Annotated in this window: 17 protein-coding genes and 1 pseudogene; 5 read left to right on the top strand and 13 right to left on the bottom strand. The window is 64.9% G+C overall.

Going from position 1 to position 18,563, the window contains the following annotated elements:
* The first annotated feature begins 1 nt into the window (after position 1).
* From HW090_RS05470 to HW090_RS18090, 3 genes and pseudogenes are all read left to right on the top strand, one after another.
* Complete coding sequence (locus HW090_RS05470) at positions 2–3,058, top strand: efflux RND transporter permease subunit (protein ID WP_179112529.1); 3,057 nt, start codon at positions 2–4, stop codon at positions 3,056–3,058.
* 237 nt (positions 3,059–3,295) lie between these two features.
* Positions 3,296–4,315 (top strand): annotated as a pseudogene (locus HW090_RS18095) (methyl-accepting chemotaxis protein); the annotation flags it as partial.
* Positions 4,316–4,354: 39 nt separating this feature from the next.
* Positions 4,355–5,218 (top strand): methyl-accepting chemotaxis protein, encoded by an 864-nt coding sequence (locus HW090_RS18090; RefSeq protein WP_373416383.1) that lies wholly within the window; start codon positions 4,355–4,357, stop codon positions 5,216–5,218.
* A 53-nt stretch (positions 5,219–5,271) separates the two neighbouring features.
* On the opposite strand, the gene HW090_RS05460 is transcribed toward HW090_RS18090, so the two are convergent.
* Positions 5,272–5,889: a hemolysin III family protein gene (locus HW090_RS05460; protein ID WP_179112527.1), complete on the bottom strand. Its 618-nt coding sequence runs from the start codon at positions 5,887–5,889 to the stop codon at positions 5,272–5,274.
* Positions 5,890–6,103: 214 nt separating this feature from the next.
* Here HW090_RS05460 and hemE point away from each other — a divergent pair, with 214 nt between their 5' ends.
* The gene (gene hemE / locus HW090_RS05455) at positions 6,104–7,168 is read left to right on the top strand and encodes a uroporphyrinogen decarboxylase (protein WP_179112526.1); all 1,065 of its coding nucleotides are present in this window, start codon (positions 6,104–6,106) and stop codon (positions 7,166–7,168) included.
* Positions 7,169–7,174: 6 nt separating this feature from the next.
* Here the strand turns inward: hemE and HW090_RS05450 are convergent, their stop codons facing one another.
* From HW090_RS05450 to gshB, 10 genes are all read right to left on the bottom strand, one after another.
* Entirely contained in the window at positions 7,175–7,513 is a 339-nt protein-coding gene (locus tag HW090_RS05450) for a type II toxin-antitoxin system HicB family antitoxin (protein WP_179112525.1), read from the bottom strand.
* A complete protein-coding gene (locus HW090_RS05445) occupies positions 7,510–7,761 on the bottom strand; it encodes a type II toxin-antitoxin system HicA family toxin (protein WP_179112524.1) in 252 nt (83 codons plus the stop codon). Before HW090_RS05445 ends, HW090_RS05450 begins: the two co-directional genes overlap by 4 nt.
* Positions 7,762–8,039: 278 nt before the next feature.
* On the bottom strand, positions 8,040–9,311 hold the full coding sequence (locus HW090_RS05440; protein ID WP_179112523.1) for a dihydroorotase: 1,272 nt from the start codon (positions 9,309–9,311) through the stop codon (positions 8,040–8,042).
* Positions 9,311–10,321, bottom strand: a complete 1,011-nt coding sequence (locus tag HW090_RS05435; RefSeq protein ID WP_179112522.1) for an aspartate carbamoyltransferase catalytic subunit — start codon at positions 10,319–10,321, stop codon at positions 9,311–9,313. The genes HW090_RS05440 and HW090_RS05435 overlap by 1 nt, the downstream gene beginning before the upstream one ends.
* A 10-nt stretch (positions 10,322–10,331) precedes the next feature.
* Positions 10,332–10,847, bottom strand: coding sequence for a bifunctional pyr operon transcriptional regulator/uracil phosphoribosyltransferase PyrR (pyrR, locus tag HW090_RS05430; protein WP_179112521.1), 516 nt, complete (start codon positions 10,845–10,847; stop codon positions 10,332–10,334).
* A complete protein-coding gene (gene ruvX / locus HW090_RS05425) occupies positions 10,844–11,296 on the bottom strand; it encodes a Holliday junction resolvase RuvX (protein ID WP_179112520.1) in 453 nt (150 codons plus the stop codon). Before ruvX ends, pyrR begins: the two co-directional genes overlap by 4 nt.
* A complete protein-coding gene (locus HW090_RS05420) occupies positions 11,293–11,862 on the bottom strand; it encodes a YqgE/AlgH family protein (RefSeq protein WP_179112519.1) in 570 nt (189 codons plus the stop codon). The genes ruvX and HW090_RS05420 overlap by 4 nt, the downstream gene beginning before the upstream one ends.
* A 39-nt stretch (positions 11,863–11,901) precedes the next feature.
* Positions 11,902–12,810: an energy transducer TonB gene (locus HW090_RS05415; RefSeq protein WP_179112518.1), complete on the bottom strand. Its 909-nt coding sequence runs from the start codon at positions 12,808–12,810 to the stop codon at positions 11,902–11,904.
* Positions 12,811–12,876: 66 nt separating this feature from the next.
* Positions 12,877–13,053, bottom strand: a complete 177-nt coding sequence (locus tag HW090_RS05410; protein ID WP_179112517.1) for a hypothetical protein — start codon at positions 13,051–13,053, stop codon at positions 12,877–12,879.
* 11 nt (positions 13,054–13,064) lie between these two features.
* Positions 13,065–14,015: a glutathione synthase gene (gene gshB, locus HW090_RS05405; RefSeq protein ID WP_179112516.1), complete on the bottom strand. Its 951-nt coding sequence runs from the start codon at positions 14,013–14,015 to the stop codon at positions 13,065–13,067.
* Between the two features lie 247 nt (positions 14,016–14,262).
* Here gshB and HW090_RS05400 point away from each other — a divergent pair, with 247 nt between their 5' ends.
* The gene (locus HW090_RS05400) at positions 14,263–16,311 is read left to right on the top strand and encodes a response regulator (RefSeq protein WP_179112515.1); all 2,049 of its coding nucleotides are present in this window, start codon (positions 14,263–14,265) and stop codon (positions 16,309–16,311) included.
* A 102-nt stretch (positions 16,312–16,413) separates the two neighbouring features.
* On the opposite strand, the gene HW090_RS05395 is transcribed toward HW090_RS05400, so the two are convergent.
* Entirely contained in the window at positions 16,414–17,589 is a 1,176-nt protein-coding gene (locus HW090_RS05395) for an MFS transporter (RefSeq protein WP_373416382.1), read from the bottom strand.
* Positions 17,590–17,675: 86 nt separating this feature from the next.
* On the bottom strand, positions 17,676–18,104 hold the full coding sequence (locus HW090_RS05390) for a MarR family winged helix-turn-helix transcriptional regulator (protein ID WP_179112513.1): 429 nt from the start codon (positions 18,102–18,104) through the stop codon (positions 17,676–17,678).
* Positions 18,105–18,563 lie beyond the last annotated feature (459 nt).

Genomic DNA, 18,563 nt, shown 5'->3' with positions numbered 1-18,563 from the left:
CATGCGCTTCAATCTATCGGCCTGGGCGCTGGGCAACCGGCAGATCGTCGTGTTCGTCATGGCGCTGGTGGGCGTGCTGGGCGTGCTGTCCTACGGCAAGCTTGGGCAGAGCGAAGATCCGCCGTTCACGTTCAAGGCCATGGTGGTACAGGCCTACTGGCCTGGCGCGACCGCCGAGCAGGTGTCGCGGCAGGTCACCGAGCGTATCGAGAAAAAACTGATGGAAACGGGGGAGTACGAGCGCATCGTGTCCTTCTCGCGCCCTGGCGAGTCGACCGTGACCTTCATGGCCCGCGACTCCATGCACTCGGATGAAATCCCCGAACTCTGGTACCAGTTGCGGAAGAAGATCGGCGATATCCGGCATACCTTGCCGCCCGGCGTGCAGGGGCCGTTCTTCAACGATGAGTTCGGCACCACCTTCGGCAACATCTATGCCCTGAGCGGCGACGGTTTCGACTACGCCGTGCTCAAGGACTATGCCGACCGCATCCAGTTGCAACTGCAACGGGTGGCGAGCGTCGGCAAGGTGGAGTTGATCGGGTTGCAGGACGAAAAGATCTGGATCGAACTCTCCAACGTCAAGCTGGCGACCCTGGGTGTGCCGTTGCAGGCTGTGCAGGAAGCCTTGCAGGCGCAGAACACGATGTCCTTCGCCGGTTTCGTCGAGACGCCGTCCGACCGCGTGCAGTTGCGCGTCAGTGGCAACTTCGAGACGGTTGAGCAGATTCGCGAATTCCCGATCCGCGTGGCGGGGCGTACTTTCCGCCTTGGCGATGTGGCCGACGTGCACCGTGGTTTCACCGATCCGCCGTCGCCGCGCATGCGCTTCATGGGGCAGCCGGCCATCGGCCTGGCGGTGTCGATGAAAGCCGGTGGCGACATCCTGCGGCTCGGCGAAGCGCTCGAAAGCGAGTTCGCCCATTTGCAGGAGACGCTGCCGGCCGGTATGCAGTTGGGCAAGGTTTCCGACCAGCCGGCGGCGGTCAAGGCGGGCGTCGGCGAGTTCGTGCAGGTGCTGATCGAGGCGCTGGCGGTGGTGCTGCTGGTGAGCTTCTTCTCCCTGGGTGTGCGTACCGGCCTGGTGGTGGCGCTGTCGATCCCGTTGGTGCTGGCGATGACCTTTGCCGTCATGCACTACCTGGGCATCGGCTTGCACAAGATTTCCCTGGGGGCGCTGGTGCTGGCGCTGGGGCTGCTGGTGGACGACGCGATCATCGCGGTGGAGATGATGGCGATCAAGATGGAGCAGGGCTACGACCGCCTCAAGGCCGCCAGTTTCGCCTGGACCAGCACGGCCTTCCCGATGCTGACCGGCACGCTGATCACGGCGGCGGGCTTCCTGCCCATCGCCACCGCGCAATCGAGTACGGGCGAATACACCCGCTCCATCTTCCAGGTGGTGGCGATTGCCCTGCTGGCTTCATGGGTCGCCGCTGTGATGTTCGTGCCACTGCTCGGCGAGCGGTTACTGCCCGATCTGGCCAAGCGCCATGCGCGGGAAGAAGGACATGGCGATCCTTACGACACGCCGATGTATCGGCGGATTCGTGCGCTCATCCACTTCTGCGTGCGTTACCGCAAGACGGTGATCCTGGCGACCCTGGCCTTGTTCATCGCCTCCATCGGGTTGTTCCGGCTGGTGCCGCAGCAGTTCTTCCCGGCATCCGGGCGGCTGGAGCTGATGGTCGACCTGAAGCTGGCCGAAGGTGTGTCACTGAAGGCGACCGAGGCCGAAGTCCTGCGTCTGGAGAAGATGCTGGCGGACAAGGTGGGTATCGACAACTACGTGGCCTATGTCGGCACCGGGTCGCCACGTTTCTACCTGCCCCTCGACCAGCAATTGCCCGCGACCAGCTTCGCCCAGGTGGTGGTGCTGGCGAAGACGGTGGAAGACCGCGAGGCGCTGCGCAGCTGGCTGATCGAGCGGTTGGCGGAAGACTTCCCTACCCTGCTCGGGCGGGTGACCCGCCTGGAGAACGGGCCGCCGGTCGGCTATCCCGTGCAGTTTCGCGTGACCGGCGAGCATATCGACGTGGTGCGCCAGTTGGCGCGGCAGGTTGCGGTGAAGATGCGTGAAAATCCGCTGCTGGCGAACGTCAACCTCGACTGGCAGGAGCCGAGCAAGGTGGTGCGGCTGGAGGTCGATCAGGATCGGGCGCGTGCCCTGGGGCTGACTACCGCCGACATCGCCGGGTTCTTGCAGCGTACCTTCAGCGGCGGCACGGTCAGTCAGTTCCGCGAGGGCAATGAACTGATCGACGTCATGCTGCGCGGGACCGAGCGCGAGCGCCATGAGTTGTCGATGCTGTCCAGCCTGGCGATTCCGACACCGGGCGGGCGCAGCGTGCCGCTGTCACAGGTGGCGACGCTGGAATACGGCTTCGAAGAGGGTGTGATCTGGCACCGCAATCGCCTGCCGACGGTGACCGTGCGTGCCGATATCTATGGCAGCGAGCAGCCGGCGACCTTGACCGCCCAGGTGCTGCCGACCCTGGCTGATATCCGCGCGCAGTTGCCCGATGGCTACCTGCTGGAGACGGGCGGCTCGGTGGAGGATGCCTCGCGCGGCCAGGCCTCGGTGATGGCGGGCATGCCGCTGTTCGTGATCGTGGTGCTGAGCCTGCTGATGCTGCAGCTCAAGAGCATCTCCCGTGCGGCCATGGTGTTCCTCACCGCGCCCTTGGGGCTGATCGGCGTGGCGTTGTTCCTGTTGCTGTTCCGCCAGCCGTTCGGCTTCGTCGCCATGCTCGGCACCATCGCCCTGTCGGGCATGATCATGCGCAACTCGGTGATCCTGGTGGACCAGATCGAGCAGGACATCCGGGCCGGGCATGACCGCTTCAACGCGATCATCGATGCCACTGTGCGGCGCTTCCGCCCCATCGTACTGACGGCATTGGCCGCCGTGCTGGCGATGATCCCGCTGTCGCGCAGCCTGTTCTTCGGGCCGATGGCCGTAGCCATCATGGGTGGCCTGGTGGTGGCCACGGCACTGACGCTGCTGTTCCTGCCGGCGCTGTATGCGGCCTGGTTCCGGGTGCGCGAGGGCGAGTGAGCCTCCCGCTTCGGTCTCTATCCGTTCTCCATTGATTCGCACGGCCGTCCCCTCGGGGCGGCTGTGCGGAGCTGTCTCTGCCATTTCTGGTTGAATAATCAATTTTTGATCGGGGTCAATACGCTTTTCGTTTAAGTTATGCCGGGTTCTGCCGATAGTTGGCCTGCTTCGCGTTGCTGGTGTTGAACAAAAAGAATTTTCCAGCAGTTCACTGTGTGTTTTTTGTTGGAGATAGGCATGAATTCTTGGTTGGAAAATGTCAGTGTGACCCGCAAGCTCGGGTTGGGCTTCGGTGTGGTGCTGGTGTTGACGGGGGTGCTGGCTCTGGTTGGGTGGAGCGGCCTGAACAGCCTGACCCAGCGTAGCGACCGGATGAGCGACATCACCCAGTTGAACAATGCGTTGACCGGACTGCGCATCACTCGCCTGCAATACATGCTGGCCGATGGCGATGAGAAGGTGGCCGCTACGACCCAGGCGGCGCTCGACACCTATACCCGTCAGCAACTGGCAGTGCAGGGTGTCTTCCAGAGCCCGGAAAACATTCGGCTGTTGCAGAACCAGAGTGAACTGATCGGCCAGTACCAGGCGTCGTTCAATCGCATGCGCGAAAGCTTTGCCAATGCCCGCCAGGCGCGTGCCGCGATGGCCGACCACGCCACGAAGGCGCTGGATATCCTGGCTCAGCTCAACACAGCTACGCTGGCGCTGCCGGAGTCCGAGAGCCAGCGTTTCGAGCAGTTGCAGCGCGTTGGCGAAGTGACGGAGGCCTTGTTGGGTGTCCGTTATCAGGTGCAGGTCTACACCGGCAATGTGAACGCGGAAACGGAACAGCGCGTGGCCAGCCAGGTCGAGAGCGCCACGCGCCGTTTCGAGCGTCTCAAAGCGCTGCTGAATACCGAGCACAGCGATCGCCTGGCCGGTATCGAGAGCGCTTTCGCGGGCTATACCAAGGCGGTGCAGGCCTTCAAGGACGCCAGCAACGAGATCGTGCAGACCCGCGCGGAAATGACCGAGCAGGGCTATGGCATCGTCAGGAACAGCGAGGCGCTTTATCAGCTCCAGCTGGATGCCCGTGACGCCGACACTGCTCGCGCCCACAGCCTGCAACTGATCACGGCCCTGCTGGCGCTGGCCTTTGGTGTGATCGCCGCCTGGTACATCACGCGCCAGATTACCCGTCCCCTGGACGAGACTCTGCAAGAGGTCGAGCGTGTGGCCTCGGGCGACCTCAGCCATGAAGTGCATGTCCAGCGCCGTGATGAACTGGGTGTCCTGCAACAAGGTGTGCAGCGTATGCGCGCGACGCTGCATGAATTGATCGGTGGTATCCGTGGCAGTGTGATCCAGATTGCCAGTGCCGCCGAGGAGCTCTCCGCCGTGACCGAGCAGACCAGTGCCGGTGCGAATGCGCAGAAGGACGAAACCGACCAGGTGGCGACGGCCATGCACGAAATGTCCGCCACCGTGCACGAAGTGGCGCGCAATGCCGAGCAGGCCTCTTTGGCTGCCTCCCAGGCGGATGAGGAAGCCGCAGCGGGTGATCGTGTGGTGTCCGAGGCGGTCGGGCAGATCGAGCGCCTGGCCCAGGAGGTGGAGCGCTCTGCCGATGCAATGGCTGCGCTGCAAGGGGAAAGCCAGAAGATCGGCAGCGTGATGGACGTGATCAAGACCGTGGCCGAACAGACCAACCTGCTGGCGCTCAATGCCGCCATCGAGGCCGCTCGGGCCGGCGAGGCCGGGCGTGGTTTCGCGGTGGTGGCCGACGAGGTGCGCGGGCTGGCGCAGCGTACCCAGAAGTCCACCGAGGAGATCGAGGCCTTGATCGCCGGTCTGCAACAGGGCACCCAGCAGGTCGCCACGATCATGAACAGCAGCCGCGACCTGACCGACAGCAGCGTGACCCTGGCCCGCAAGGCCGGCGCCTCGCTGGGCAGCATCACCCGTACGGTGTCGAACATTCAGTCGATGAACCAGCAGATCGCCACGGCCGCCGAGGAGCAGAGTTCGGTGGCCGAGGAGATCAGTCGCAGTGTGATCAACGTGCGCGATGTGTCCGAGCAGACGGCGGCCGCCAACGAGGAAACCGCGGCTTCCAGTGTCGAGCTGGCGCGACTGGGCAACGAGTTGCAACTGATGGTCAGCCACTTCAAGGTGTGATGCCTTACCGCCGCAGTACTTCTCAGAGGCTACGGCGGTAGATCAGCCCCGGCTCAGGCTACATAGAGCAGGATCGCCACGAAGTGCAGCAGGCTGCCGGCGATGACGAACAGGTGCCAGATGCCATGCCAGTGGCGGAAGCGGCTGTCGTAGGCGAAGAACAGGATGCCGACGGTGTACATCACGCCGCCGGCGGCCAGCCAGGCGAAACCGGTCCCGCCCAGGTTCTGCAGCAGCGGCCTGATGGCCACCAGCACGATCCAGCCCATCACCGCATAGATCACGATCGAGAGAATGCGTGCCTCGGAGCGAGGTTTTATTTCCTGCAGCATGCCGATGGCGGCCAGCGTCCAGATGGTCCCGAACAGTCCCCAGCCCCAGGCGCCCTGCAAGGTCACCAGGCAGAAGGGGGTGTAGCTGCCAGCGATCATCAGGTAGATGGACAGGTGGTCGAGTTTGCGCATGACCACTTTGGCCCGGCCCCGGACGCTGTGGTAGATGGTCGAGATGCTGTACAGCAAGACCAGGCAGAAGCCGTAGATGCTGACGCTGATGATCTTCCGTGGCTCGCCTTCGAGGCCGGTCAGCACGATCAGCCAGACCGCGCCAATGAGTGCGAGCACGCCACCGACCAGGTGGCTCCAGGCGTTGAATCTTTCCCCGTAATACATCCGGCGCCTCGTTCATGGGAACAGGGCGCTGAGCATGACATGCTCCTGTGACGGGTAGAACCACCGCCTTGTGGATTTTGCGGGCCTGCCCACGCATCTGGGTGGATTCGCCGAGAGCATGGCGGGGCTGACCTGGGTCAAAAGGCACGGCATCTGCCGTGCCTTTTGGTTGGGGCTTTGCGACAATGCCGCCACTTTTTCAGTGGATGCTGCCATGCCTGCTCTCAAGAATGACCGTTTCCTTCGTGCCCTGCTCAAGCAACCCGTGGATGTCACGCCTGTCTGGATGATGCGCCAGGCCGGTCGCTACCTGCCGGAGTACCGCGCCAGCCGTGCCCGTGCCGGTGATTTCATGGCCCTGTGCATGAACCCGGAACTGGCCTGCGAAGTCACCTTGCAGCCGCTGGACCGCTATCCGCTGGATGCCGCGATCCTGTTCTCCGACATCCTCACCGTGCCGGATGCCATGGGCCTGGGGTTGTTCTTCGAAACGGGTGAAGGCCCGCGTTTTCGCAAGACCGTCAGCAGCATCGCCGACATCGATGCGCTGCCGATTCCCGATCCGGAGAAGGACCTGGGTTATGTGATGGATGCCGTGCGCACCATCCGCCGCGAACTGAATGGCCGTGTGCCGCTGATCGGCTTCTCTGGCAGCCCGTGGACGCTGGCCACTTATATGGTCGAGGGCGGTTCGTCGAAGGACTTCCGCAAGTCCAAGGCGATGCTCTACGAGAACCCGCAGGCCATGCATGCCCTGCTGGACAAACTGGCACAGTCGGTCACGGCCTACCTGAACGGGCAGATTCGTGCCGGTGCGCAGGCGGTGCAGATATTCGACTCCTGGGGCGGCAGCCTGTCGGCCTCGGCCTATCAGGAGTTCTCCCTGGCCTATATGCGCAAGATCGTTGATGGCCTGATCCGCGAGCATGACGGCCGCCGTGTGCCGGTCATCCTGTTCACCAAGGGTGGTGGGCTGTGGCTGGAAAGCATGGCCGACAGTGGTGCCGAAGCGTTGGGCCTGGATTGGACCTGCGATATCGGCAATGCCCGTGCCCGTGTCGGTGACAAAGTGGCGCTGCAAGGCAACATGGACCCGAGTGTGCTGTTCGCCAAGCCTGAGGCGATTCGCGCCGAAGTCGGGCGCATCCTGGCCAGCTACGGCCATGGCAACGGGCATGTGTTCAACCTGGGGCATGGCATTACCCCTGAGGTCGATCCGGCCCATGCTGGCGCCTTCATCGAGGCCGTGCACGAACTGTCGGCGCAGTACCACGCCTGATTCGTTTCAGGGGTGTTGTGACAGGTACTCGCTCAGTGCGCGCCGGGTCAGGTCGTTCAGGGTGATCTTCTGCCGGACGGCCTCCAGGCTGGCGGCCATGTGCAGATCGTGGCCGACCCGTACATTGAACGAGCCCTTGCAAGGCACTTCCGGCGCCTTGCCCTGTTCCGCGCAGGTATCGAGATAGTCGTCAACCGCCTCGCGGAAGGCGGCGGCCAGTTCCGCCACGGTCTTGCCTTCGTAGCTGACCGTGGCGCGGATGAACAGCAGTTTGCCGTAGAGGCAGTCGTCTTCGGGGCTGGCTTCGATGGAGCCGTGGTATCCCCGGTGTGTCAGTAGGCTCATGGAATCAATCCTCCCGCTCGTAGATGTTCGATGACGTGGCGTCTGGCATAAGTCTTCACGTCATTCCCTGGATGAGGCCTGTGCAGGCTGATCATGGCTGCAGGGTCTCCGTTGTCGAATTTCACCCGGCTCCCACGCCCTGGCAGTTGCAGATAGCCGAAACCTTGCAGCAGGGTTTCCAGTTCCGGCCAGGTCAGCACGACTCTCCGGTTGAGTAGCCTGACCAACAGCTTTCCATGCCTGGACATTTCGCTCTCCATTGCAACTAAATCTAGTTGCTTGTTGTGGTGTGTGTCAATGCCATTGCATCGACAGAACCCGAAGCTTCGGTGCAGGGAATGGGCTGGGCAAGGCGCCAGGCGGGCGGTGTGCGAGAAGTGTGAAGCGCTTCACTGTTGGCGCTGTGGTGGGGCGGTTTGGGGGCTGAGGTGGGGGCGTTGTGGTTTTCGCGGGCATTGCGCTCTTCAGGTGCGCATGGCGCACCCTGCGGAGGTTACGGCGCCAATGGATGGCGCCGTGTGGTGGATCAGCGCTGGAAGCGGATGTGTCCGTCCACCAGCGTGTAGCGCACGGCACCGGGCAGGCAGTGGCCGATGAAGGGGCAGTTCTGGCCTTTGGAGTACCAGACCTCGCCGGCCAGGGTGCTGCCCTGCGGGTCGAACAGAACGATATCTGCAGGTTGACCTGCCGCCAGGGTGCCAGCCGGCAGTTTCAGCGCCTGGGCCGGGCCGCTGCTCAGGCGTGCCAGCAGGGTCGGCAGGTCGAGCAGGCCATCCTGTACCAGGCTCAGCGCCAGGGGCAGTTGCAATTCGACGCTGCTGATGCCGGGTTCGGTCTCGCCGAAAGGCGCCTGCTTGGCGTCGACTTCGTGGGGCTGGTGGTGGCTGGCGATGCTGGAGATCACGCCGCTCTTGACCGCTTCGCGCAAGCCTTCGCGGTCCGCTGCGCCGCGCAGTGGCGGTTGCACATGATAGAGGCTGGAGAAACCACTCAGTGCCTCGTCGGTGAGGATCAACTGGTACAGCGCCACGTCGGCGGTTACCGGCAGGCCGCGTGCCTGGGCTTCGGCGATCATCTGTGCGCCACGGGCCGTGCTCAACTGGGTGAAGTGCGCACGCACGCCGGCCTGTTCCACCAGCAGCAGGTTGCGCGCCAGGGCGACCGTCTCGGCGCTTTCCGGGATACCGGCCAGGCCGAGCAGGCTGGCGGTCGGGCCTTCGTGGGCGAGGCCGCCTTCGGCCAGGTCGCGGTCCTGGGAGTGCAATACCACGGTCAGGTCGAAAGTGGCGGCGTATTCCAGGGCGCGGCGCAGGGTGCGGTTGCTGCTGAACTGCTCCAGGCCGTTGCCGAAAGCGACACAACCGGCGTCGCGCAGGGCTACCAGTTCGGCGAGTTGTTCGCCGGCGAGGTTGCGCGACAGGGCGCCGATGGGAAAGACCTTGGCATGAGCGGATTCACGGGCACGGTCGAGGATCATTTCGGTGACGGCGGTGGTGTCCAGCACCGGGCGTGTCTGCGGAGTGCAGCACAGGCTGGTGACGCCGCCGGCGATGGCTGCGAGGGTTTCGCTGGCGATGCTGCCCTTGCGGCTGTAGCCGGGCTCGCGCAGGGCGACCGACAGATCGACCAGGCCGGGGGCGGCGACCAGACCACGGGCATCGATGCTCTGCTCGGCCTTGAAGCCGGCAGGGGCGGCGCCAATGGCGGCGACCGTGCCGCCTTGCAGGTACAGGTCGGTGACTTCGTCGCGGCCGCTGGCCGGGTCGATCAGGCGAGCACCGAGAATTTCAATGGACATCAGTTCTGCTCCCCGGCTTCGATTTCCAGTTGGCGTTGCGCGACCTGGCCGCTCATGCTCATCGACAGCACCGCCATGCGGATGGCGATGCCGTAGGTGACCTGGTTGAGGATCACCGAGTGCGGGCCGTCGGCCACCGCCGATTCGATCTCCACGCCACGGTTGATCGGGCCGGGGTGCATGACGATTGCATCCGGGCTGGCCAGCTTCATACGCTGGGTGGTCAGGCCGTAGAGGCGGTAGAACTCGCCTTCGCTGGGCAGCAGGCCGCTCTGCATGCGCTCGCGTTGCAGGCGCAGCATGATCACCACGTCGACGCCGCGCAGGCCTTCGTCCATGTCGTTGAAGACCTTGACGCCATACTGCTCCAGGCCGACCGGCAGCAAGGTGCGCGGGGCGATCACGCGGATGTCGCGGCAGCCCAGGGTGCGCAAGGCGAGCATGTCCGAGCGTGCCACCCGCGAGTGCAGGATGTCGCCGACGATGGCCACCGAAAGGTTCTCGAACTCGCCCTTGTGGCGGCGGATGGTGAGCATGTCGAGCATGCCCTGGGTCGGGTGCGCGTGGCGCCCGTCGCCGCCGTTGATCACCGCCACGTCGGGGCAGACATGCTCGGCGATGAAGTGGGCGGCGCCGGAGTCGGCGTGGCGCACCACGAACATATCGGCGGCCATCGCCTCCAGGTTGCGCAGGGTGTCGGTCAGGGTCTCGCCCTTGCTGGTCGAAGAGGTCGACACGTTGAGGGTGATGACATCGGCGGACAGCCGCTTGGCCGCCAGTTCGAAGGTGGTGCGGGTGCGGGTGGAGTTCTCGAAGAACACGTTGCACACGGTCTTGCCGCGCAGCAGCGGCACCTTCTTCACGGCACGCGCACCGACTTCGAGGAAGGAGTCGGCGGTGTCGAGGATTTCGGTGAGCAGCTCGCGGGGCAGACCGTCGAGCGAGAGGAAGTGCCGCAACTGACCGTTGTCGTTCAGTTGCAGGGGGCGCTTGGCATCGGTGGGCGTCATCGCGTGGTTCTCAGTTGGCGGCAGTGGCGAAGGCCTGGTACTCGAGGGCGAGTGGAGCGGGGCCGAGCAATTTTACGCGCTGTTCGGGTGCCAGAGACAGTGTCGCGCCCACCACGTCGGGGCGGATCGGCAGTTCGCGGGCATCGAGGTCGAGCAGGCAGACGAAAATCACACTGGCCGGGCGGCCATAGTCGAACAGTTCGTTGAGGGCGGCGCGGATGGTGCGGCCGGTGAGCAGCACGTCATCGATCAGCACCAGGTGCTGGCCTTCCACCTCGAAGGGCAGGGCCGACGGCTGGACCTGGGGGTTGAGGCCCTTCTGGGTGAAATCGTCGCGGTAGAAGGACACGTCGAGGATGCCCAGCGGCTGCTGTTCCGCACGCAGTGCCAGCAGCGCCTGGGCGACCCACACGCCGCCGGTGCGGATACCGATGAAGCGGGGTTGCTCGATGCCGCGGCTGGTCAGCAGGCGGTCGAGGGCGGCGTTCATTTCCGGGAGCAGCCGCTCCGGGTCTGGCAGGGTCATGGAATCTCCTTGGGAGTCGGCTGGGCCGAGGGGTTCGCCTCCAGCCAGCCTTCGAGTAGCAGAGCGGCCGCCAGTGCATCGACCGGTCGCTCCCTGTAGTTGCCGCTCTGCCCCTGGCGCAGCCGGTGACCCTTGGCTTCGTAGGTGGTCAGGCGTTCGTCGTGGGTGTGCACCGGCAGGTTGAAGCGGCCATGCAGCCGCCGTGCGAATTTCTCCGCACGTTCACTCATCTCGCTCGGGGTGCCATCCATGTTCAGTGGCAGGCCCACCACCAGCGCGTCGGGCTGCCATTCCTTCATCAAGGCTTCGACCCGGCTCCAGTCCGGCGTGCCGTTCTGCGCCTTGAGTACGCAGAGCTCACGGGCCTGACCGGTCACGGCCTGGCCGACGGCGATGCCGATCTGCTTGCTGCCGAAGTCGAAGCCCAGCAGCAGACGAGGTGCGCTCATGCGTGGCCCGCCTGGGCGGTGAGCAGGCTGAGGTTGACGCCGAGGCTGGCGGCGGCCGCACTCAGGCGCTGCTCGGGCGGCAGCTCGAAGAGAATGTCGGAACTGGCCGGGCAACTCAGCCAGACGTTGTTCGCCAGTTCCGATTCGAGTTGACCGGCATCCCAGCCGGCATAGCCTAGGGCGATCAGGTGCTGGCGCGGGCCATGGCCGTCGGCGATGGCGAACAGCACATCCTGGGAGGTGGACATGGCCCACTCCGGCAGCGAAAGGGTGGCCTGGAACTGCCGCTCCGCCGAGTGCAGCACGAAGCCCCGGTCGTTCTGTACCGGGCCGCCGGAGAAGATCGGCAGCGCCAGGCATTGCACGGGCGGCAATTGCTCGGGGCGCAGTTGTTCGAGCACGTCGCTCAGGCTCAGGCCGTTTGGCCGGTTGATGACCAGGCCCATGGCGCCATCGGGGTTGTGCTCGATCAGGTAGATCAGCGTCTGCGCGAACTCGGGATCGGCCATGTGCGGCATGGCGATCAGGAAGTGATGCTTGAGGTAGGTGGGTTCGGTATTTTTCATGCCCCTAGCTTAAGCGTTGGCGCGCAGGGCGGGAAGGCGTCAACCGCTGGAGAGGCGGTCGCCGCGTTCGAAACGCCAGGTGCGGATGATTTCCACCTGGTCGTACTTCTGCGCCAGTTCACCGGTGAACGGGGCGAAGGGGGCTGCCAGGCGCACGATGCGCATGGCGGCATCGTCCAGCATCTTCTGTCCGGAGGATTCGAGGATGCGCAGCTCCAGTACGCTGCCGTCGCGGTTGATGCTGACCAGCATCCGCAGGCTGCCATAGACACGCTGGCGACGGGCGTCGTCCGGGTAGTTGAGGTTGCCGATGCGTTCGACTTTCTTGCGCCATTCGTCGCGGTACCAGGCACTGATGTCGCGCATGGTCGCGGCACTGTTCTGCCGGCTGATGCGTGGGCGTTTGGCGTAGCGCTGTACGTCCTGGGCCAGTTCCGCTTCCAGGCTGGCGATCTGCGCGCTGAGTTGCGAGCTGTCGAAGGTCGGGGCCGGTGCGGGCGCCGCTTTCGGCTCCGGGGTGTCCTTCCGCTCAGGAATAGCCACCTTCTGTTGTTGCGGGCTTTTCGTGGCCAGTGTCTTGTTTTCCACCTGTGGCGGGGTACGCGGTGGCGGCGGTGGAGGGCTGGGCGGGGTGACCTTGTTCACCTCGGTGTCCTGGAACGGCGCCAGCTCGGTGGTCTTCGGTGCGGCCTTGTGCTCCAGGGTGCCGCTGCCCTGCTGGTTGTCCTGGGCGATGAAATCAGCCTCCTTGGGCTTGTCCTCGCTCTTGAAGGTGGACAGGGTGATTTCCAGGCTTTTGCTGGTCGGGGTCGGTTCGAGCAAGGTAAAACCCAGTCCCAGGATCAACGCCAGGTGCAGGGCTGCCGCGAGGAACAGCGTGAAGCCAAGGCGATCCGCCGCTTTGACGCCGGGGGCAGCACGGGACGGGGTGGATACGGCGGGTTTCATGCGGGGCGGACTGTATCTGCGGGGCTCGGGAATGCCGTGCAGTCTGCCGAGCGGAAGGGCAAAAGTCTATGAAGCCGATGGCGGAACGGCGTTGGCGTGGGCCGTGTCCAGCGAGCGTCGCAGCGCTTCGAGGCTTTCCTGGCCGTGCTGGCGGGTATAGATAGGCCCCGTGTCCATCGGCCTGAGCCAACCCAGGCAGGTCAGGCCGGGGAAGGCCAGACCTATCCAGTTTTCCTGTTCCATGGCGGCGTCGGTCACTTGGCCAGTCGCGCCGCGATCGCATCCATCAGCCGCTCGGCGATGCGTGTATCGAAGGCGTTGTCGATCTCGCGGATGCAGGTCGGGCTGGTGACGTTGACTTCTGTGAGGTAGTCGCCGATCACGTCCAGGCCGACGAACAGCAGGCCGCGCGCGCGCAGTTGCGGGCCGACGATGGCCGCGATCTGCCGGTCGCGTTCGCTCAGCGGCTGCGCTACGCCACGACCGCCTGCGGCCAGGTTGCCACGGGTCTCGCCCTGGGCGGGGATGCGCGCCAGGCTGTAGGGCACGGGTTCGCCGTCGATCATCAGGATGCGCTTGTCGCCGTCCTTGATCGCCGGGATGTAGCGTTGCGCCATGATCGGGCGGCTGCCGTGCAGCGTCAGGGTCTCGAGGATCACCGAGAGATTAGGGTCGCCTTCGCGGTGACGGAAGATCGAGGCGCCGCCCATTTCGTCCAGCGGCTTGAGGATGATGTCGCCATGCTCGGCGGCGAAGGCGCGGATGATGTCCGCGCGCTGGCTGATCAGGGTCGGTGGCGAGCATTCGGGGAAGTGCGTGGCGAAGAACTTCTCGTTGCAGTCGCGCAGGCTCTGCGGCTTGTTGACGACGAGGGTGCCTTCCTTCTCGGCCATCTCCAGCAGGTAGGTGGTGTAGATGTACTCGTTGTTGAAGGGCGGATCCTTGCGCATCAGGATCACGTCGAGCTGCGACAGCGGCGCATCGTTCTCTTCGCCCAGTTCGAACCAGTGCTCGGGGTCGAGGAACACCTTCAGCGGGCGCATGCGGGCGCGGGCCTGTCCGGCGGCCTGGTAGAGGTCGCGCTGCTCCATGTAGTGCAGCTCCCAGCCCCTGGCCTGGGCCGCCAGCAACATGGCCAGCGAGCTGTCCTTCTTGAAGGCGATGTGTGCGATAGGGTCCATGATGATCCCGACGCGAGTGGCCATGGGCAGGTTCTCCGGAAGATGAATCGAGGGGCGGCAAGCGCGAATTGGTTGGGGAGATTGGCGCTGCTTGCGCGACAGGTCAAGGGAAAGCCGCGCTGTCGTCGCCGCTCTGTTTGCGCATTCGATGGCCCGTTTCCATGGGAGTCTGTTAAAAAGGCCACTATCTATTCGTTGAAACGCATCGATGGCAACGCGGCAGGTCTTTCAAGGGACCGCCACTATGAAGGATTGGTCGATTGGGGGCGTTATGGGGGATCGGCACGATTCTGCCGTCCAGGGACGTTTGCAGGGCGCCGAGGCGCAGGCTGCGTTACGCACGCTGCGCCAGGCATTGCAGGTAGCGCTGCTGGGGGTGATCCGTCAGCGCGACGTGCCCGCCAGCTTCGAGCGGATGGGCAAGGTCTTCGCCCGCCTCGAAGGGCTGTGCGAGGGAACGCCCCTGGTGCGGCTGTGGCAGGCTGCTGCCGGGCTGGTGGACGAACTGGCCTCGGGCGAGGCGAGCAACGACGCCGCCGCGCACGACTTGCTGCGGCAGGTTGAGCAAGAGCTGCGACGGCTGATCGAGGACGGGGAGGCCGGTGCTTCTCGCACCGCCCCGGACGCATTGCTCGACGGCTTGCTGTTCCATGCTTCGCGGCAGTCGGGTGGTGTGTCGCCAGCCGCTGTTGACGAGCCAGAGGTCGAGGCGACACCTTCGCCAGCCGTTGCCGAGGAGCGGGTAACGGTCGATACGGCGCCCGATACCTCGGCCGGGCACGGTTTCTCCACCGACTTGATCGACATGGCCTGGCTGGTGGATATCCAGGCAGAGCCGCCCGTTGTCGAACCAAGTGCCCCCATCGATCCTCCGCCCGCGGGCGATTCCTATCCGCTGGACAGCGAGCTGGCGGATACCTTCCTTGTGGAGGCCGGCACCTTCGTCGAGCGCATCGGCCAGGGCCTGCAACGCTGGTCGCTGGATATGACGCGGCAGGATGAACTGGAGGCGCTGCAACGCGACCTGCATACCTTCAAGGGCGGCGCTCGCCTGGCCAGGCAGCAGCGTATCGGCGACCTGCTGCATGAGCTGGAGCAGCATCTGCTCGATGCCCATCGGCAACCGCAGGACGAGCGATACCTGGCGGCCCTGGGCCAGAGTCATGCAGAACTGGAACAGGCCGTCGACGAACTGCGTGGGCAGCTCAGGCCTGAACCCGATCGCGATGCCGACGCGGTGGCGGCGCCCACGGCCGAGTCGGACGACATACATGACCAGGCTGCCGAACCCGACGATGTGGATGATCGGCAGCCTGTGTCGCCCCTCTCCACGGAAGGCGTGATCGCCCGCCTGCGTCTGCTGCTGCAGCAAGTGTGCGATGAACTGGGCAAGCAGGCGTCGCTCGAAGTGGACGATGCGGTCGGGCGGCTTTCTGCAACGCAGCTCGGGCCGCTGCTGGCACCACTGGAACATATGCTGCGCAACGCCATCGACCATGGCATCGAATCGCCGCAGCAGCGCCTGGCGCTGGGCAAGCCGGAGCAGGGACTGGTATGCCTGGAGGCCTGGCAGGACGGTGGGAATACCTTGCTGGCGTTGAGTGACGATGGCGCCGGGATCGACCTGGCAGCCGTGCGCGGCAAGGCCGTCGAGCTTGGCCTGTTGCCTGCGGAGCACGAGCTGGAGGCGCGGGAAGCGCTGCAACTGGTCCTTCATCACGGGCTGTCGACGGCGGGCGAGGTTTCGCCGGTGTCGGGGCGTGGCGTCGGGCTGGATGTGGTCGATGTCGAGGTCCGGCAACTGGGCGGTACGCTCGATATCGAATCGCAGCCGGGCATCGGCACGCGCTTCGTCATTCGTCTGCCTGATCCTGGCAGCACTGGTGACCCTGTCCCGGCACCCGTCGAGACGGTCGCTCCAGTGCCGGATGAGGCACCTGCCGACAAGGCGCTGCGAGTGCTGGTGGTCGACGACTCGGCCACGGTGCGCAAGGTGACCTGCCGCCTGCTGGAGCGCAATGGCATGCAGGTGTCGATCGCCCATGACGGCGACGATGCCATCGAGCGACTGCATTCAGAGCGGCCGGACATCATGCTGCTGGATATCGAGATGCCGAACCTGGGCGGCTTCGATGTCCTGGCGCGGATTCGCCAGGACGAAAGCCTGCAAGACCTGCCGGTGGTGGTGATCACCGCCAGCAGCGATGAAACCCACCGCGACCGGGCGCTGGAACTGGGTGTCGGCGCCTACCTGGGCAAGCCCTACCAGGAGGCGCAGTTGCTGGAGGCCATCGAGGCGCTGGTGCTCAGCAAAGGTTGACGCCCAGTTGCAGGATGGCCAGCCCGCCCTGTTGCCAGCCCCACAGGATCAGCGCCAGCAGCAGGGCGCCCAGGGACAGGGCCGCCAGCCACAGCAGGGCTTTCATGCCTGCGCTCCCGCCTTCTGCAGGCGTGTGACCGGTTGCTCGCGCACCGGCCAGTTCAGGGCGGCGGCCAGCAGGCTGAGCAGGATGGATATCTGCCAGACCAGGTCGTAGCTGCCCGTGTAGTCATACAGGTAGCCGCCGAGCCAGCCGCCGAGGAACGAACCCAGTTGGTGGAACAGGAAGACGATGCCGCCGAGCATGGACAGGTTGCGCACGCCGAACAGCGTCGCCACCGTGCCGTTGGTCAGCGGTACGGTGGACAGCCACAGCAGCCCCATGGCGATACCGAAGGCATAGGCGGTCCACACGCTTATCGGGAAGCTGATGAACAGCGTGATCACCACCGCGCGTGCCAGGTACAGCCCGCTCAGCAGGCGCGGCTTGGAGCGTCTGCCACCGAGCCAGCCGGCGATGTAGGTGCCAAAGACATTGAACAGCCCTACCAGCGCCAGCACGGTGGTGCCGACCAGGGCCGGTAACTGCTGGTCGACCAGGTAGGCGGGCAGGTGCACGCCGATGAACACCACCTGGAAGCCGCAGACGAAGAAGCCCAGTGCCAGCAGCCAGAAACCCGAGTGCGAACAGGCTTCGCGCAAGGCCTCGCCCAGAGTCTGTTCATTTTCGTGAGCGGGCAGCGGGCGGTCCTTGATCATGCCGGCCAGCGGGACGATCAGCGCCACCAGCAGGCCCAGCACGATCAGGGCGCTGGACCAGCCCAGCCATTCGATCAGCCCGAGACTGCCCGGCAACATGGCGAACTGGCCGAAGGAGCCGGCAGCGGCGGCGATACCCATGGCCATGCTGCGTTTCTCGGGTGGCGCGGCGCGTCCGACCACACCGAGGATGACCGAGAAGGAGGTGCCGGAAAGGCCGATGCCGATCAGCAGGCCGGCGCTCAGCGACAGGCTCAGTGGTGAGTCGCTGAGCCCCATCATGACCAGCCCGAGCGCGTAGAGCAGCCCGCCCGTGACGATCGCCTTGCGGGCGCCGAAGCGATCGGCCAGGGCGCCGGTGATGGGCTGGACCAGGCCCCAGATAAGGTTCTGCAGGGCGATGGCGAAGGCAAATGTGCCACGTCCCCAGCCGAACTCATCGCTCATCGGGGAAAGGAACAGGCCGAATCCATGCCGGGTGCCGAGGGAGAGCGCGAGCACCAGTGAGGTGCCGAGCATCAACCAGAGGCTTATGCGTGTCGTGTTGCTCATCGGATGTCCTTCTTATTGTGGTCCGGGTGGGCACATCGCCCTTGCTGGGGTGGTTATGGGGCGGGTGTCGGTGAGTCGTCGCTGAGGCTGGCAAGCAATGCGTTCAAGGCTTCCATCTGTTGCTGCGGCAGGCGTCGGTTCAGGTCGTCCTGCACCTGGCTCCAGGCTTGCAGGGCCTTGGCCAGGGCTTGCTCGCCCGCTTGTGTCAGCGCGACCGGTCGGTTGCGCCGGTCGATGCCGTCCAGCAGTACGACCAGTCCCTTGCCTTCGAGTACCCGCAGGTTACGGCCCAGCGTGCTGCGCTCCAGCCCCATGGCGTCGGCCAGGTCGGTGATGCTCGGCTGTACCAGGCGGTCGAGGTGCCGCAGCAGTGAGTACTGGGCGACGTTGATCCCGACACCGTGCAGGGCGTCGTCATAGAGTTTGCTGACGCCACGGCTGGCGCGTCGCAGTCGGGTGCAGAGGCATTCGGTCGGTAACATGGGTTAGGTGTATATACCCGTTTTGTTTTTTGGGCAACCGGGAATCACGCCGGCATACGCGCCTCTGGGGCTCTGCCTGCGTTCACTACTGTCCGGCACGTCTTTCGCTTTGCCCACGATGCGGTGGCCTTGCGCTCGTCGTTCCTGTGCGAATGCCAGGTGGCGAAGGCCCCATCCCGCCACCTGGCACCCGCACAGCCATCTTCTGCGGCGACTGTAGGAAGAAGCTCGCGGGCCTTAGCCTTGCGCACCTAGGCTCCCGCCTGCGCGGGAGCGACGGGGTGAGCCTTTTCCCTGGACCACCTCGGTATTGACCGCGAGCCCGACCTGCCCCTCGTAGCAACCTTCGCCGACAGGGATGTCGGCGTAGAGCCTCAGGGATGAGTTCATGCGTGTTGCGTAGAGGGGCTGGTCGGGGGCGCGATGCGCGGACGACAGGTCAATCTTGCGAGATCGAGT

Origin of the sequence: Pseudomonas sp. ABC1 (genome assembly GCF_013395055.1) — a bacterium.
Classification (GTDB): Bacteria; Pseudomonadota; Gammaproteobacteria; order Pseudomonadales; family Pseudomonadaceae; genus Stutzerimonas.
The sequence above is the reverse complement of the archived record's forward strand: the minus strand, read 5'-3'. Positions and strand labels throughout refer to the sequence as shown.